This is a genomic window from Paenibacillus ginsengihumi DSM 21568, from assembly GCF_000380965.1.
Lineage (GTDB): Bacteria > Bacillota > Bacilli > Paenibacillales > NBRC-103111 > Paenibacillus_G > Paenibacillus_G ginsengihumi.
The window spans coordinates 22,674-38,903 of record NZ_KB905596.1; the positions used below are offsets into that span (position 1 = coordinate 22,674).

A 16,230-nucleotide genomic window follows, 5' to 3' on the forward strand; every position below is an offset into this window, starting at 1 on the left:
CCTTCTTCTTCATTGTACTTGATGCTTAATTGTACTTGATGCGCGGATCGACGAACGCGTACATCAGATCCGCCCACAGATTGGAGATCAGCACCGCCACGGCGGCGACCAGGTTAATGCCCATCAGCACCGGATAATCTCTCGACAAAATCGCCTGAATGGTCAGCTGGCCCATGCCGGACCACTGAAAGACAGTCTCCGTGACGACCGCTCCCCCGATCAGCATCGGAATGTCCATGCCCGCTACCGTAATGATCGGAATGAGGGCATTTTTCAAGGTGTGCTTGTTGATCACCTTCCATTCCGGCAGCCCCTTCGCTCTCGCCGTCCGCAGGTAGTCCTGGTTCAGCACTTCAATGACGCTCGAGCGGACGTAGCGCACCATGCCTCCGGCAATGGAAGCGCCGAGCGTGAAGGCCGGCAGCACCAGATGCTTGAGCGTATCGAGAAAATCCCCTTCCCGGCCGATCGTATTCATTCCGCCTGTCGGCAGGACGCCGAGCGTTACGCCGAACAAATAGATGACGCCGAGCCCCAGGAAAAAGCCGGGAACCGACACGCCGAGGAAGGAGCCGGTCGACACGACGTAGTCAAGCCAGGAATACTGCCTGATCGCGCTGATGATGCCAAGCGGAATGGCGATCAGATAGGCGATGATCAGGGCAGTTCCCATCAGCAGCAGCGTCGCCCCCAGACGCTCGGCCAGCATCTGGGACACCGGCTGGAACGAATTGAAGGAGATGCCCAAATTGCCTGTGAGCAGCTGGCCGAGCCATTTCACATATTGCAGCAGCAGCGGATCGTTCAGGCCGAGCGCCTCTCTGCGCTGCAGCTTATCCGCCTCCGACAAATCCGGGTTCGCATACAAATCGGCCGGATCGCCCGGGGCCAAATAAATAATAAAGAAATTCAAAAAGGTTACGCCGATTAACACAGGTACGGCAATAAGCAGCCGGCGCATCGTATAGGAAAACATCCCCATCCACTCCCAACGTCGAATTGTTCCTTAGCGTCAGCTTTTCCATCGAGATTTCTCAAGAAAGCGGATAATGGCAGGCAACAAGACGCTGCCCCCCTTGAAGCGCAGGCTCCTCCTCCCGGCAGCGGGGCTGGGCCAGCGGGCAGCGGTTGTGAAACCGGCAGCCGGCCGGCGGGGACGCCGGGTTGGGCACATCGCCCGACAGGATGATCCGCTCCTTCGAGCGGCTCCACGGATTCGGCGTCGGATAGGCGTCGAGCAGCGCTTTCGTATAGGGGTGCCGGGGCGAGCGGTAGATGTCCTCCGTTCTCGCCAGCTCGACGATTTTGCCCAAATACATGACGGCGATCCGGTCGCTCATGAACTTGACGGCGCCGAGCCCGTGCGCGATGAACAGATACGTCAGCTGAAAATTGTTCTGCAGCGATTTCAGCAGATTCAAAATTTGCGCCTGGATCGAGACGTCCAGCGCCGAGACCGGCTCGTCGCAGACGATGAGCTTCGGCTGCAAAATGACCGCCCGGGCAATGCCGACCCGCTGCCGCTGGCCGCCGGAAAATTCGTGGGGAAATTTATACAAGGCGTGGCGGGACAAGCCGACGATCTCCAGCAGCTCGGTCGCCTTCTTCAGCGCCTCCGCCTGCGTCATATCCGTATGCACCATAAGCGGCTTCGTCAGCAGCTCCCCCACCCGCTTCCGCGGATTGAGCGAGGAATACGGGTCCTGAAAAATCATTTGCAGATCGGAGCGCACTTTCCGCATATCCCTCTCGGACAACCGGTGCACGTTATGATTTTTATAATAAACGGAGCCTTCCGACAGCTCCTCCAGCCGGACGATGCTGCGGCCCAAGGTCGATTTGCCGCAGCCGGATTCGCCGACGACGCCGAGCGTCTCGCCCGGAAACACCATCAGGTCGACGCCGTCCACCGCCTTTACATGACCGGCCGTTTTGTAGAAGATGCCTTTTTTGATCGGATAATATTTTTTCACCCGCTCCAGCCGCAGGATCGGATCTGTGCTTACTTGGGCTTTGTGCAAAATAGCGCTCATACGGTTTCCTCCATTGTCTCAGTGTAGGGCATAGGAGCTCAGCTCCGACAAGTGCTTCTCGTCCTCCACCAGCCAGCAGCGGACCAGATGTCCGTTCTCTGTCTGGAACAAGGGAGGGCACTCCCTGCGGCATTTGTCTGCGGCCAAGGCGCAGCGGTCCTGGAAGCGGCAGCCTTTGGGCATCTGGGTGATCGACGGCACACTGCCGGGAATGCTGCTCAGCTTCTCGGACGGGTTATCCAGGTGCGGGATGGACGACAGCAGCCCCTGGGTATACGGATGCCGCGCCGCCTCGAACAGCGTGTATACGTCGGTCTCCTCCACCACTTGACCGGCATACATGACGAGCACCCGGTCGGCCATTTCGGCGACGACGCCCAGATCGTGGGTGATCAGCATGATGGAGGTGCGAAATTCCTCCTTCAGCTCTTTGATCAAGGCGAGAATCTGCGCCTGGATCGTCACATCCAGCGCCGTCGTCGGCTCGTCGGCAATGAGCAGCTTCGGCCTGCAGGCCAGCGCCATCGCAATCATGACGCGCTGCCGCATGCCGCCGGAGAGCGAATGCGGATACTGCTTCGCGATCGCCTCCGCGCGGGCGATGCCGACCCGCTTCAGCAGATAGACCGCCCGCTCTCTCGCCTCGCCCGGACTCGCATCCTCGTGCTGCAGAATCGTCTCCGTCAGCTGGTTCCCGATCGTCAGCACCGGATTCAGCGACGACATCGGATCCTGAAAGATCATCGAGATCTCTTTGCCCCGGATCCGCCGCAGCTGCTCCGCATTCAGCCGGGTCAGCTCCCTATTTTCGAAGGTGATTTTGCCGGATTTGATATAGCCGTTCTTCCCCAGCAGATTCAAAATAGACAGCGAGGTCACGCTCTTGCCGCAGCCGGATTCGCCGACGACGGCGACCGTCTCTCCATGGCCGATGCGAAACGATACTTCTTCCACGGACGTCACTTCGCCCTGCTCGGTCCGGAATGCGGTCTGCAAACGATCCACTTCCAACAATGGTTTCATGATCTGCACTCCTCCTTGGCGCCTGCGCCTGCCGAAAAATACATAGAGCCGCCTTCTCCTGCTGCAAGAGAAAGCGGCTCCGTTGCCGAATCCGGTCTGGCTCCATTGACAAACCGGAAAATAGTATTGGATTGGATCGAGAATGCCTTCACCGGGAAGGTCTCGACCGGAAGTTTTTATGTCACAAATCATAACACCAACCTATTCGATCGTCAATATTTTTTTGCAAAAAAGGAGTTGACTGATTCGATTTCACGTAACATGATATATAACATAACATTCCTAATCGCTGCTTGGACGCTGCACAGGGGGATCGGGCAGTCAAAATCCACATTCGTAAGGTGTTGGTGCCAATGAAATCTGTACTGGTGTATTTCCCGGATACTGCATATCAGCCTACGGACAGTACCATCGGCAAGCTGAATGCCATCGGCCTCGACGTATTGTCCGTGTTCATGGCCAAGGATCTTCCCAAGCAGGACAGCGGCCTGGACGGGGTCATTCTCTGTTCGACCGAACGGGAGCTTAACCTGCGGCTCGCTCTGCTGTCCGCCAGCTACTCCCTGCCTCTGTGGTGGTGGTGTCAAAACCCCCATTTTCACGCCGGCATCCAGCATCAGATCGAGGGCGTCCTTACGGACGGCATGAGCCCGGCCGAGCTGCAGTGGGCGCTTGTCGTCGGCTTCAACAATTACGAGAACCGGGTGTCGGTGCTGCGGCAGGTGAAGCAGCTGCAGGAGAAGCTGGAGGAACGCAAGCTGATCGAACGGGCCAAAGGCATCCTCGTCCGCACGACGGGAATGTCGGAAGAGGAAGCGTTCCAGTATTTGCGCAGCAAAGCGATGAAAGAGCGCAAGAAAATGGCCGCCATCAGCGGCTCCATCGTCGATCTGTACGGCCCCTTGATGGATCGCCGGCCGGCCAGCGATTAAGGCGTCCCCGCCCCATTCCGCCGTTCTTTGTCCGTTATCCCCGCGGCGTTCTCTCGCATCCTGACGGCGTGCTCACTTATGAAGCGGCATTTTCAAGCGATCTGCGATGTCACCGAAGCAGCGGCAAATTTTTAGGTTGACGAGTGCGTTGGCTGCATGTTACAGTATGTGACATAAACAAGCGAATATCGAATTCCGGTTTGTCAATGGCGCCAAACCCGTGAATCGGCAATGAAGCCGTCTTTTCCTGTCCATACAGCGAGAAGGCGGCTTTCTGTATTTTTATCCTATTCATCCAAAGGAGTGGTTCTTATGTATCGTCCATTAATCGAAAAAGGAGTGCCGCTGTTCTCCGGCATCCGCACCTTCATGCATCTCCCGTATGTGAAAGAGCTGGACAACGTGGATTACGCGGTCATCGGCGTGCCGTTCGACACCGGCGTCAGCTATGCCGTCGGCACCCGCTTCGGCCCGGCGTCCATCCGCGAAATGTCCCAGCGAATACGCCCGATCAGCACAGCGATGAACATCGATACGTCGGAGTACTTGTCCGGCATCGATTACGGCGACCTGAAGGTGCATCCCGGGTACATCGACTACTCCTACGAGGCCATCGAGGAGCAGCTGAATCCGATCTTCGCCAAAGGCATCGTGCCGATTATGCTCGGCGGCGACCATTCTATCTCTTATCCGCATGTGAAGGCGGCCGCCAACACGTACGGCCCCGTCAGCCTCGTTCATTTTGACTCCCACACCGATACCGGCAAAAGCATGGACGAGCGCAAAAAGCATTCCCACGGCACGATGTTCCGGTATGCGGCCGAGGAAGGGCTGATCAACGCCGCAACTTCGATTCAGATCGGCATGAGGGGCACTCCCTTCGCCCTGAACGCGCTCGACGAGTCCAGAGCGCTCGGGTATGAGGTGCTGTCCACCGACGATGCGAAAAAGCTGTCCATCCCGGAGTTGTGCGAACGAATCAAGCAGCGCGTCGGCGATAATCCGGTGTTCCTCACCTTCGACATCGATTTCCTCGATCCCGTCTTCGCTCCCGGCACCGGCACGCCCGAGGTCGGCGGCTTCACGACCTACGAGGCGCAGCAAATGCTGCGGGGGCTGGCCGGACTTAATCTGATCGGCTTCGACCTGGTGGAGGTGCTGCCCGACCGCGATTTGACCAAGGTCACCTCCTTGAATGCGGCCAACATCGTCTTCGAATTCATCACGCTGCTCGCGCTGAACCGGCGCAGCCGCAAGGAAGCGGAATCGGCCGTTCTCGGCTAAGCCTGCTCATCCTGACTCATTCGCGACATCAACCTAACGAGGGGGCACAAGCATGAATCGATCGACCCGAAGACCACTTGCCGCCATCGTGCTGGCCGGCATCCTGGCTTTGGCTGCGGCATGCAGCCAAAGCCCTGCCGGAGGTGCGGGCAATTCCCCGGGAGCTGCTCCCGAATCGGCAGCCCCGTCCCAGCATCCGAACCGGATCACGATCGGCATGACCAACCCGCCGCTCATGTTCAACCCGGTCGACACCGACGCCTCCGGCTCCAATGCCGCCGTCTTCGTCAACCGTTATTTGTTCGATACGCTGTTCAAGATGACAGCCCCCCTGGAATTCAAGCTGCAGCTCGCGGAATCGTTCGAGCAGAAGGACGACCGCACCTACGTGGTGAAGCTGAACAAGGACGCTCAATGGACGGACGGCAAGCCGGTCACCGCCTACGACTTCGAATTTACCGCCAACCTGGTGGCCAACCCGAAGACGCTGTCCACCGTTCGCGCCAATATCGCCTTCCTGGAAGGGCTGAACGACAAGAGCCGGCTGCCCGAAGGCGTCAGCAAGCTGAGCGGCGTGAAGGTGATCGACGATAAAACGTTCGAGCTCGTAACCGCGAGTCCGGTCGATCCGAATCTGATCCAGGAGCGGCTGAGCGAATTTCACATTCTGCCGAAGCATGTGCTGGAGAATGCCGACCCCGCGAGTCTCAACAGCCATGCGTTCTGGAAAAATCCTGCCGTCACCAGCGGACCTTATGTCTTCGGCAAATTCGACAACAACGTTGTCCAGCTGACGGCCAACCCTAATTATTACCGCGGGGCTCCCTCGATTCAGGAGGTCGTCGTCAAAGTGATGCCGGCCGCCAATATGGTCGCCCAGCTGCAATCGCAGGAGATCGACATGAACGCCGGACAAGGGCCGGGCAATATCCCGCCGAAGGAATGGGAAACGATCAAGAAGATGGGCCATATCCAGACGATGGAGGAGCCGACGCGCCGGTATAATTCGATCGAGATCAACACGACGCGCATTCCGGATAAGAAGGTGCGTCAGGCGATGGCTTACGCAATCAATCGCGAAGCGATCGTGAACCAGCTGATGAAGGGCATCGGCGAAATTCAGGACGGGCCTTATTCCAACAGCCATCCTTACCACGACAAGGATATTTTGAAGTATGACTACGATCCGGAGAAAGCGAAGCAGCTGCTTCAGGAAGCCGGCTGGGATTCGAGCAGGGTGCTGGAGTTCATCGTGCCGACGGGAGACGCCGTTCGGGAGATGGCGGGCAACATCGTTCAGCAAAATCTCGAAGCGGTCGGCGTCAAGGTAAAGCAGGTCAACTTCGATTTTGCCACGGCGGTTCAGCGGGCGGTCAAAGGCGAATTCGACCTGTTCATCTCCAGCTTCGGCTCCTTGGTCGATCCCGACGGCCCGAGCAATACGTACAAATCCACCGCAGCGCTGAACGATATGCGCTACAACAATCCGCGCGTCGACGAGCTGTTCGCCCTCGGCATGAAGGAGACGGACAAGGAGAAGCGGTTCGCGATCTACAAGGAGCTGCAAAACCTCATTCAGGAGGACGTTCCGCTCATTACGATCTATTCGGAGAAAAATTTGATCGCCCTGAACAAGGCGATCGAAGGACGCGGCGGCACGATCTACGGCATGCATTACGATGTGCATGAGTGGTCGATCCGGTAAATCCGTCCCGCGAAGCAGGCTGGCCCGTACGAGGCCAGCCTGTTTGCATCCGGCTTTAAGCATGAATTTTTCGTGCTTATCCCCAGCAAAAAATCAGCGCAGCGCCAAAATAAGACCGATCATGCTTGTCTCGATGAAATCGATCCATCCCAGTTGCGGGCAGCTCGAATATGGTGGCTTTTCGCTCTTATTTTCGCACATGGGGCGTTCCTACGGATCGTTCCGCTTCTTGGACTCCACGAGCTTCGTAAGCTGCTCGTCGGCTTCGCGGAGCGCCGTATTGATATCCTTTTCTTTCTTCAGCACAAGGTCGAAGGCGTCCAGCACAATTTTGTTGGTGTCGCTTCCCTGGTATTTGGAGATGCTTGGGACGGAGGGCTTCAGCTTCACCATGCTGGTCAGATTCAGCGTCTTGCCGGCAAATTCCGGGATTCCTCTGCCATATTCCTGCTTGACGATTTCGCTTGCGAGCACCGACATTTTGGCGTTCCGGGCAAGCTCCAGCTGGACTTCGTCCGACAACACGGTCTCGATGACCTGAAAGGCCGCATCCTTCACCTGGCTTTGCTCGGTGATGGACATATTCGGCGTATCGACATTCGTGCTGTAGCCCATATTGTTCTTATGCTGCGGGTAGGTGACCACGTCCCAGCTCATCTCCTTGGCCTGGCGCAATGCCAGCAGCGTCGAGCTCGAGCCTGCGAGCATCGCCAGCTCTCCCTTCAGGAACGCTTCCTGATTGGGCGCAAACGACATTGTGTCGTAAGGCGGATCCGCATTGCCCGGATAGTTGTAAATGCGGTTCCACAGCTCGAAGGCTTCTTTCCAAGGGTCCGTGGTCAAGGTCGATCGGTGGCCGTTATTTTTATCCAGCTGATAAAGCACGATCTGATTGATCATCCGGTTGACGTTATCCGGATAAAAGCCGCGGTACTGAACGCCGTCGCTCATCCGCGTCATCTGCCGGCCCAGCTCCCCCGCCTCTTCCCATGTCATGCCGTCCTGCGGATAGGAGACCCCGAATTTGTCGAACAGCGATTTGTTGTAAAACAGGCCGAACGTGTTGTTGAACGCGGGCAGTCCGCCCAAATAGTTCGTATCCGCGTTCACTTTAATATAGCTGAGCGTCTCCGGGATGATCCGGTTCAGGTCAAACTGATGCTTCTGGATGAGCGGCTCCATGTTCGACAGAAGCCGAAGCTCCTTCAATTGCTTGAGGGTTCCGCCGTATCCGACGATAATGTCCGGAATGTCGCCGGCCGCCACCAGTTCCGCAATGCCGAAGCCTTTTTCCGAGGTGTTGATGTATTGAACGGCAATGTGGGGATATTTCCTCGCCAGCGGCTCCTGCACGTACTTCTGGAATTCCGCGTCGGTAAAAATCCCTCTGCTCGTCGCAAACTTTACGGTGACCGGCTCCGTGCCGATCGCGGCCGCTGTCTCGCTTTCCTGCGCCGCCAAAGGCACGTCTCCGCCCGCGCCGGTGCACCCGGCCAACAGCAGCGCCGCGCAAAGACTGACGATGCCGTTTCGTCTTCCATTCATAGGACAGCCAAGCCCCCTTGCCGTTATTTTTTCTGGCTAAGCCGGTCTTGAATCAGCCTGTTCATCTCTTCGTCCGCTTCGCGAAGCGCTGTGTTGAGGTCCTTCTCGTCGACGATATAGGCGTTGAACGCCTTGGCCAAAATTTTATCGACCTCCCCGTCCGGCAAGTACTGAAACGGCGTCATGACGGCAAACTTCAGCCGGGTCATCGCGGACAAGTTTTTGCCCTCGAATTCCGCGAGCCCTTTGGCGAACTCGCCCTTCAGCCGCTCGTCCTTCAGTACCGTCATCCGGCCGCTGCGCATCAGATCGGTCTGCACCTCATCAGATAGCAGGGTGTCCAGCACGAGGAAGGCCGCATCCTTCACCCCGCTCTGCTCCGTAATCGACAATATCGGCGAATCCAGCCGCTGACCGATTCCGGGAGCTTTCCGGTGCTGCGGATAGGTGACCATATCCCAGTTCAGGCCTTCCGTCTTCTTCAGCGTGTTCAGCAGGTTGCTGTGGCTGGCGATCATCGCCAGCGTTCCTCCGGCGAAGGCGGCCTGGTTCTTCCCGGCGTTCGGCACCTTGAAGTCGCCTTCGGTCAGCCCCGGCATTTTGAACAGGGAGCCCCAAATTTCGAAAGCCTCTCTCCACGGCTCGGTATTCACCAGCGACCGGTTGGCCGTAAAATCGGCGAAAGGAATCGACAGCTGCTGCTGAATCCGGCCGATCCCGTCCGGAAAGACGCCCCGGTACATAACGCCGTTATCCATCCGGTTCAGCTGCCTGGCGAGGCCCGCTACCTCGTCCCAGAACATCCCGTCCTTCGGGTACGGCACGCCGAATTTATCGAAGAGGTCTTTGTTGTAAAAGAGCGCGAACGTGTTCGTGTAAGCCGGAAGCCCCGTCAAAAACGGCTGTCCGCCGGCAATCTTCAGCGTCTCCAGCGCCTCGTCGGAAAAGCGCCCCGTGTCGAAGCCGTATTTCTTGATCAAAGGCTCGATGTTGTACAGCATGTTGTATTCGGATAGCGCGTTGCCCATCGGACCGGGGTAGCTGGCATAAATATCGGGAATTTCGCCGGCCGAGATCAGCTCCTGGATTTTCTGCCCGCCAGCATTGATCCGTTCCACGGTAATGTGCGGATACTTCTTCTTGACCGGCTCGGCAAGGAATCGCGCAAACTCCTCATCCGAAAACATCCCGGTGCCGGCAAAAATTTTGACGGTGACGGGATCGCCGCCGAGCTGCGGCTCTCCTTCTGCGTTCGCGGCGTCCCCCTGCGCTTCGGGTCCGGCATTGCAGCTTGATAACACGATGGCAAAGCACGCGAGCAAGGCGGATAAAGAGTGTTTGTTCATCCTACTTCCCCCTCAATGCTTGATCGATAACCCGGGTTATTCGACGTCCTGTCCCTGTTCGTACGATTCGCTTAACTTAGAGGCATGACCTCCTTCCACCATACTAAGAAAGCGCATACATTTTGCGAAATAAAGCTGTCTCCCCTCGCTAGCTTTTGGCGCTCCGGCCCGCTCCGCCGTGATCGCTCGCCCGTCTCGGCGGAAGCGGGCTCCTACCTCACTATAGCATGGGAAAAGTTGTGGTTAATTACGATTGACCTTGCTTTTTTTACGATTTCGTTATCGGATGGGCGGTCTGGGCAAGCATCAGGGCCTTCACTCCCTCTCCCCCGGAATCTTCGCAATCTTTTTTGCAGACATTTCCAGAACCGACTATCCGCTTCGTGACAAGCCTTCGGGACCGCCGCACACCTTCGCTCAATGACCTTCGGGGTACGCCGCACCTCTCCACTCAATCGCCTTCGTGGAGCACCGCACATCTCCACTCAATGACCTTCGGGCAGGGCCGCGCATCTCCACTCAATCGCCTTCGGGCAGGGCCGATCTACATCTCCACTCAATCGCCTTCGGGAAGGGCCGCCTCGAAGACGAGAATGCGCAATGGCGCATCCGTATGATTTTCCAGTCCGTGACTCCAGCCGGGCTTATTGAGCAGCACGTCTCCCGGACCGACCTCGCGCACTTCCCCGTTGACTGTCATCCGGCCGCGTCCTTCCATGATCACGTAAATCTCCTCGTCCTGGCCGTGCCGATGATAGCCGATGGACGCTTGAGGCGGAATTTCCGTGTAATAGAAAAATCTCAGGGCCGAATCGAAGTCGGCGTTTTCGAACAGTTTTACATTTTTGACTTGGCCGTTCCCCTTGTGGCTGCTGCCATATGTATACTCGGCGTTCAAATAGTTGCGAACGATCATGAGGGTTTCCTCCTTCTTTGGATTCAGATGCAGACATCGAGGGCGCCGCCGCCCGGGCGCTAACAGCCTGCCCCTCAAAAAACGCGGCGTTGGTGTGGGCATATTCGATAGCAAGGAGGCTAAAGGACATGTACGCTCTTATTTGCCCGAAAAGGCACCGTTTTAATTTGCAACGGACATGAGAACCGTTATCGGCCCGAAAAAGCCGAATACGTGCATATCCATGCCAAATAAGGTCTGATATGTCCGTTGCATTTTAAAAACGGTTGATTTCATCGAAATAACGGCGCCAGGGTCCGTTAGGATCGGCTTTACGATTTTCCCGGATCGTCCTGCCAGCGTCCGCCTCCCGTTATCGTTCAGGCAATGCAAATACCGCTGCCGCGCCAGCGGTATTGATTAGACCGCTCAGCCGAGCTTCGTCAGTCCGAGCCTCCAGGTGACGTCGCTGTAAGACGAGGCCGCCCCCGCGTTTTCCTCCACGATCCGGCCGCGGAGGACTCCATCGGCGCCTGCCGCGACCTCCGCGCGCTGCCAGAGGCAGCGTCCCTGCTCGTAATCGTACGTCTCCCCGTCGTCGTCGTACAGCAAGCCGCGGCCCGGCGCCTGGCCAAAATGAAGCCATTCCAGCGGAGTCCGCTCCCCCGCCTTCGGCGCATGCGGCCTTGCCGGCATTGTCGGGATGACCGCCCCCTCGCGGACAAAGAGCGGAATCCGCTCCATCGGCGCCTCCACGCGGACGATGCGCCCTCCCTCGTAGCGCACGCCGGTTTCCAGGCCGTACCACGCGCCCGGCGGCAGCAGCACGTCCCGCTCCCGCTCGCCCGCGAACACGGGAGCGACCAGCAGATCGTCGCCCATCAGGAATTGGTCGTCCCATTCCCTCGTCTTCCGCTTCCCGTAGGCGGCGTCCGTCGTATTCAGCACTTCCTCGGCCTCCGGGCCCATCGCCGCCGCGGCGCGATTTTGCTCCGCGCCCCTCGAGGCCGAAACGGCGCGGTACTGCTCCGGGCCCTTCGCCGACGCTGCGGCGCGGTACTGCTCCGCGCTGTCAAAGGCCAGCGGCATCGCCCGGAACGGCGGCAGCCCTTCGAAGCGGTACCGCGCGAACGCCGTATACAGGTAGGGCAGCAGCCTCATGCGCAGCTCGATATAATGGCGAATGACCGGCTCGGCCTCCGGGAATGACCACGGCTTCGTGCCGTCGCCCCACGCATTGAGCATCGCCATCGGGGAGAAGCATACCGCCTGCATTCGGCGTATCCATTCCTCGCCGCTGCCGGCTTTGCGCACCTCCGGCGTCCACAAGAGGCCGCCGAAGGAGGCATTGCACAGCGCCCGCACGAACTGCTTATGGTCGTACAAATCCGAATAGAGCACATACGGCATCGTCGAAGCGGCTGCGTTCGAGGCGCGCACCAGACCGTACGTCCTTCGGTTATGCTTCCGGTACAGATCTGTCGTCATTTTCTGAAACAGCAGCCCGTACATTTGGCGCATCTGCTCGCCGTCGCTGCCGGAAGGGAAGCTGGCATGGGCCGGGAACATCCACGAATGGTTCGTCAGCTCGCTGCCGTCGCACTCGTCGAGCTTGTAGCCGGATACGCCGATCTCGACATGCTTCTCCTCATGCTGGCGGACATACAGCGCCTGCGCGGCCTCGAGCGTGTAATCCGGCGCCAAGCCTCCCCACACAGTATGGCTTCCCGAGAGCGGCTTGAGCGGCTCGTAGATGGCCGCGCCCGGAGAGACGTAAGGATGCTCCCACAGATTGACGCGGAACCCCTGCTCCGCCAGCTCGCGCACGAACCCGGCCGGGTCGGGGAATCGTTCCCCGTCCCACTCGTAAGTGACGGGATAGCTTCGGCTGTGCCAACCCGGCTCAAGGCCGATCACGTCGCAAGGAATGCCGCGCTCGCGGAATTCCCGCGCCTCCGCAATCGTCTCCTTATCCGTGTACAGCTTCGGAACGCGATGCCAGAAGCCGAGGCCCCATTTGGGCGGCAGGACGCCCCCGCCGCAGAACAGATTGTACCGGCTCACCGCCTTCGCTGCCGAAGGGCCGCCGAAGACATAGACGTTCGCCCCTTCCTCCGGCAGCCGCACCTCGATCCGGCCCGACAGCGGCGTTGCCGTCCAGCCCGAATCCGTATTGCGGTCGAGCGCCGCCTCAGGCCGGGTGTCCTCCAGGCGCACCGTCGAGCCGCAGTGAACGCTCACGATGCGCGACGTGTCGATCAGCACGCCGTAGCCCCGGTCCGTCACAAAGAACGGCACCGGCGCATGGGTTTCTCCCGTATCCTGCTTCGGATCGCTGTTAACCCGCAGAAACCTCGTTCGTCCCCGCTGATTCATGCGCATGAACTGCAGCCCGAGGCCGTACACGGCCTCCTGCTCTGTCAGCGGGAAAGAAAGCACCAGCATGGCGCCGACGCGCTCCACGCGCACCTCTTCCTCCAGGCGAAGCGGCAGCTCCGCCTCGCCGAGCCGCTGCAGCGCCTCATGCCTCGGTTCCTGCCTCATCCATGCAAGCGGCGATAATGCCGAAGGCTGCCCGACGGGCGCATGCCACACTCCCGCCGCCTGCCGCTGCCAATTCAAGCCGTTCATGGCGTCACCCCACCCTTTTGCGGTTTGCCTTGCGTTCTTTCCGTCATACTGGGCAAAATCACATCGACCTGCCGCCCCTGCTCGTTCGACAGCTTGGCATAGTGCACAAGAGCCTGCGTGCGCAAGTAATCGCTTCCACTCGATTCGGGCTCCCGCCGCTCTGCAAGCGAAGCGACAAATTCGGCCAGGGCATCCGGCGCCTCAACGGAGCTGTGATCGTCGTAGACCTCCGTCCGGCCGCCGCGGTGCCAATGAATCGCCTGGTCGATCAGCTCCAGGGCGCCCTCGCTCCCCTCGATCCGCAGCTGTCCGCACCAGGGCGTCGGTCTGCAGCGGGAAGCGATCGTGCCGGAATACGCCGCGCGAATGCCGCCCTCGAGCTCCATCCAGGCGTCCGCGCTGAGCACGGCGCCCGGCTCCTCCCAGCCGTTCAGCGGACTGTACAGCCGGGCAGTCACCCTAGTCCCCTCGGCGCCGGCCAAATAGCGGATCAGGTCGAAGTGATGGACACCGATATCGTCCAGCAGGCTGACCGTGTAGCGGCGCTGCACCTGATGGTAGCGGTGAAACCGGACCTCGATCGACGCCGTCCTGCCGATCGCGCCTTCGTCCAGCAGCCGCTTCAATCGGCGGATGTAGGGAAACCGGCGGTAATTCTCGGCGATCATGAACGGAATGCCCTCCCGCGCCGCCCGCTGCACGACCTGCACCGATTCCCCGTAATCGAAGGAGATCGGCTTCTCGCACAGCACCGGCAGCCTTCGGTCGAAAGCCGCTTGGTTGATCGCTGTATGCGCCTGCGGCGGCGTCACGTTGACCAGAAAATCCGCCTCCTCCTTATCCAGCGCTTCCTCCAGCGACGTGTAAAAAGGGCACGGATCGCCCTCCAGCTTCGCCTTCATCGAAACGTCCGTTTCCACAACAGCCGCCAGCAGCCCGCGCGATTTCAACCGCTTGTACCAGCCATAGCCCGCAGCGCCGAGCCCGACCAATATCGCTTTCAACGTACGATCCTCTCCTCTCTCATTCCGGCGCGATCGGGATGACCATATTCCACGTGTTCGATGCGTTGCGGAAGCCGCCCGAGCCGTCCGCCGTCGCGGCGAACAGATGAGTCGGCCGGCCGTTCTGAAACAGCAGGAAGGGCCGCTCCAGATTGCCCATCAGCTGCACCTCGCCGTCGTCCCAGGTCACCCGGCGGGAGTACGCCTTCGGCTGCTCGAACAAGCGCCAGCTTCGGCCGTCGGCGGAACAGGCGTGAATGCCGGCATGCTTCTCGCCGCACAGCGTTCCTTCCATATCCTTGGCGATCAGCTCGTACCCATATTCCGTTTTCCAAATGAACGGGTCCTCAATGTGAAAACGCTCCGGAGGAAACACCGGCTCGTCGCTCAGCACCCGATAAGGTCCTTCGAAGCTGTCCGCCCCCGCGACCCCGATCGTCATCTGCCCGTGCGTATGTCCCTCGTATTTTCGCGCTTTATATATCAGCAGAATGGAGCCGTCTTCATGCACGCAAGGCGCGGGATTGGAGGTCAGGAAGCTGTCGAACTTCCCCGGCCGCGTCGGCAGGATCGGCGCGTCACTGCGCTCCCACGGTCCGAACACGCTGCGCGAGGTGGCGATGCCGACCCTTTTGTTCGCCCGGGCCGCGATGCAGCGGGGATCATCCAGCCCGTAGGCTTCACCCGGCTGCACATCGGCGAAGGGGTGCGTCGAGCCCATATAATAGAGCACATAGGTGCCGCCGATTTTTTTGATATGCGGATTATGGGTGCTGCGCCCGTCCCAATACTCGGCTCCCCTTGCCGGTAAAACAACCTCCTGGAACTCGTACGGCCCTTCCGGCGTATCGGCGGCAGCGCGGACGATTTCCGACGCCACCAGCCAGCCGGGATGCATCGGCAGCCATTTCGGCCAGCGCGAGGCAAACATATGAAAGCGTCCGTCCTCTCCCTGAACGACCGATCCGCACCACACCCAATATCCTTCCATGCGAAACCCGCCGTTTCTGGGAGCGGGCAGCAAGCGATCCGCCAAGCTTCTTGCCATGAGCGCGAGCCCTCCTTATGACCAGGTATGCTTTCTTCCCCGCAGAGACCTGTATTTGTCGCCACGTCTCCCGGACGTGCGCACTTCCACTTATTATAGTACGATAATCGCCCAAAGGGGATGGATAAAGTTATAAAAGATTTGTATTATATTAAGATTTCCGGGCACAACAAATCCCCTTCCGGGGAAGCCCCCGCTATCCCTAGAAATTGGCTTTGCATCATTTCCTAAGCAACGAAGAAAGGCTCCTTGCGGCGTCTGTAACATAATCGATGCGCTTGGCGATACTGCTGTCCTGGGAGGGAAAAGGAGGTCAAGCTTCTCCCCCTTCCTGCGCCGACGGAGACTCGCGGTCAAGCTGCCGGGCTCACTGGAGCCGCTCCCCTCTTTGGCAACTATCTTCACTGACCACTTGGCCGCTCCCCTCTCTGATGGAGGAAACGCTTGAATAAGCACGAAATTCAGCTCTATTCCCGGAAAAAATGATGATGTACAATTGTTTGTGTACCATGATTTGGAGCCTTCCAGGCGACAAAAAAGTAGGGTATCCTCAGAGATTGCGAAGTCACCTGAAAGGATGGAACCCTACTCATGACTACTGTACACGAATTAGGCCTCCCAGATCTACTTGAAAATCTTGTGAAGAACTTTGTTCAAGAGAAGATTGAGCTCCTCATGAAAGAAGAACTCAGCAACTTCCTTCAAGTTGAGCAACCTGATCAGCGGAACAGCCGCAATGGCTACTATGAACGCACTTTGGATACCCGTTATGGTAAAATTGACG

General features: G+C 58.7%; 13 protein-coding genes. 4 read left to right on the plus strand and 9 right to left on the minus strand.

All coding sequences use genetic code 11. The features are described 5' to 3' along the window. Positions 1-25 precede the first annotated feature (25 nt). From F591_RS0119840 to F591_RS0119850, 3 genes are read right to left on the minus strand one after another with little or no spacing between them, the layout of a single operon-like run. Entirely contained in the window at positions 26-976 is a 951-nt protein-coding gene (locus tag F591_RS0119840) for an ABC transporter permease (protein ID WP_019536364.1), read from the minus strand. A 58-nt stretch (positions 977-1,034) separates the two neighbouring features. Then, positions 1,035-2,033 (minus strand): ABC transporter ATP-binding protein, encoded by a 999-nt coding sequence (locus F591_RS0119845; protein ID WP_019536365.1) that lies wholly within the window; start codon positions 2,031-2,033, stop codon positions 1,035-1,037. Between the two features lie 18 nt (positions 2,034-2,051). Further along, on the minus strand, positions 2,052-3,056 hold the full coding sequence (locus tag F591_RS0119850) for an ABC transporter ATP-binding protein (protein WP_019536366.1): 1,005 nt from the start codon (positions 3,054-3,056) through the stop codon (positions 2,052-2,054). A gap of 353 nt (positions 3,057-3,409) precedes the next feature. On the opposite strand from F591_RS0119850, the gene F591_RS29700 reads away from it, so the two are divergent. The 3 genes from F591_RS29700 (at position 3,410) to F591_RS0119865 (ending at position 6,977) form a co-directional block, all read left to right on the plus strand. After that, on the plus strand, positions 3,410-3,988 hold the full coding sequence (locus F591_RS29700; protein WP_019536367.1) for an ANTAR domain-containing response regulator: 579 nt from the start codon (positions 3,410-3,412) through the stop codon (positions 3,986-3,988). A 312-nt stretch (positions 3,989-4,300) separates the two neighbouring features. Continuing rightward, a complete protein-coding gene (gene speB / locus F591_RS0119860; RefSeq protein WP_019536368.1) occupies positions 4,301-5,272 on the plus strand; it encodes an agmatinase in 972 nt (323 codons plus the stop codon). A 52-nt stretch (positions 5,273-5,324) separates the two neighbouring features. Beyond that, entirely contained in the window at positions 5,325-6,977 is a 1,653-nt protein-coding gene (locus F591_RS0119865) for an ABC transporter substrate-binding protein (protein ID WP_019536369.1), read from the plus strand. A 210-nt stretch (positions 6,978-7,187) separates the two neighbouring features. On the opposite strand, the gene F591_RS0119870 is transcribed toward F591_RS0119865, so the two are convergent. The 6 genes from F591_RS0119870 to F591_RS0119895 all read right to left on the minus strand — a co-directional run bounded on the left by F591_RS0119870 (position 7,188) and on the right by F591_RS0119895 (position 15,446). Next, positions 7,188-8,522, minus strand: coding sequence for an ABC transporter substrate-binding protein (locus F591_RS0119870; protein WP_019536370.1), 1,335 nt, complete (start codon positions 8,520-8,522; stop codon positions 7,188-7,190). Positions 8,523-8,545: 23 nt separating this feature from the next. After that, positions 8,546-9,868, minus strand: a complete 1,323-nt coding sequence (locus F591_RS0119875; protein WP_019536371.1) for an ABC transporter substrate-binding protein — start codon at positions 9,866-9,868, stop codon at positions 8,546-8,548. A gap of 556 nt (positions 9,869-10,424) precedes the next feature. Continuing rightward, a complete protein-coding gene (locus F591_RS0119880) occupies positions 10,425-10,784 on the minus strand; it encodes a cupin domain-containing protein (RefSeq protein ID WP_019536372.1) in 360 nt (119 codons plus the stop codon). Positions 10,785-11,192: 408 nt separating this feature from the next. Beyond that, positions 11,193-13,394: a TIM-barrel domain-containing protein gene (locus F591_RS0119885; RefSeq protein WP_019536373.1), complete on the minus strand. Its 2,202-nt coding sequence runs from the start codon at positions 13,392-13,394 to the stop codon at positions 11,193-11,195. After that, the gene (locus tag F591_RS0119890) at positions 13,391-14,398 is read right to left on the minus strand and encodes a Gfo/Idh/MocA family protein (RefSeq protein WP_019536374.1); all 1,008 of its coding nucleotides are present in this window, start codon (positions 14,396-14,398) and stop codon (positions 13,391-13,393) included. The genes F591_RS0119885 and F591_RS0119890 overlap by 4 nt, the downstream gene beginning before the upstream one ends. A 19-nt stretch (positions 14,399-14,417) precedes the next feature. Then, positions 14,418-15,446, minus strand: coding sequence for a glycoside hydrolase family protein (locus F591_RS0119895; protein WP_019536375.1), 1,029 nt, complete (start codon positions 15,444-15,446; stop codon positions 14,418-14,420). A 591-nt stretch (positions 15,447-16,037) separates the two neighbouring features. Here F591_RS0119895 and F591_RS31620 point away from each other — a divergent pair. Further along, positions 16,038-16,230, plus strand: a 193-nt coding sequence (locus F591_RS31620) for a transposase (RefSeq protein WP_211217609.1), incomplete at its 3' end; no start/stop codon positions are given.

Excerpts from the sequence above, each read along its gene's own strand:
- F591_RS0119850 (WP_019536366.1), bottom strand. The coding sequence starts at position 3,056 with ATGAAACCATTGTTGGAAGTGGATCGTTTGCAGACCGCATTCCGGACC.
- F591_RS0119845 (WP_019536365.1), bottom strand. The coding sequence starts at position 2,033 with ATGAGCGCTATTTTGCACAAAGCCCAAGTAAGCACAGATCCGATCCTG.
- F591_RS0119875 (WP_019536371.1), bottom strand. The coding sequence starts at position 9,868 with ATGAACAAACACTCTTTATCCGCCTTGCTCGCGTGCTTTGCCATCGTG.
- speB (WP_019536368.1), top strand. The coding sequence starts at position 4,301 with ATGTATCGTCCATTAATCGAAAAAGGAGTGCCGCTGTTCTCCGGCATC.
- F591_RS0119870 (WP_019536370.1), bottom strand. The coding sequence starts at position 8,522 with ATGAATGGAAGACGAAACGGCATCGTCAGTCTTTGCGCGGCGCTGCTG.
- F591_RS0119840 (WP_019536364.1), bottom strand. The coding sequence starts at position 976 with ATGTTTTCCTATACGATGCGCCGGCTGCTTATTGCCGTACCTGTGTTA.
- F591_RS0119865 (WP_019536369.1), top strand. The coding sequence starts at position 5,325 with ATGAATCGATCGACCCGAAGACCACTTGCCGCCATCGTGCTGGCCGGC.
- F591_RS29700 (WP_019536367.1), top strand. The coding sequence starts at position 3,410 with ATGAAATCTGTACTGGTGTATTTCCCGGATACTGCATATCAGCCTACG.
- F591_RS0119895 (WP_019536375.1), bottom strand. The coding sequence starts at position 15,446 with ATGGCAAGAAGCTTGGCGGATCGCTTGCTGCCCGCTCCCAGAAACGGC.
- F591_RS0119885 (WP_019536373.1), bottom strand. The coding sequence starts at position 13,394 with ATGAACGGCTTGAATTGGCAGCGGCAGGCGGCGGGAGTGTGGCATGCG.
- F591_RS0119880 (WP_019536372.1), bottom strand. The coding sequence starts at position 10,784 with ATGATCGTTCGCAACTATTTGAACGCCGAGTATACATATGGCAGCAGC.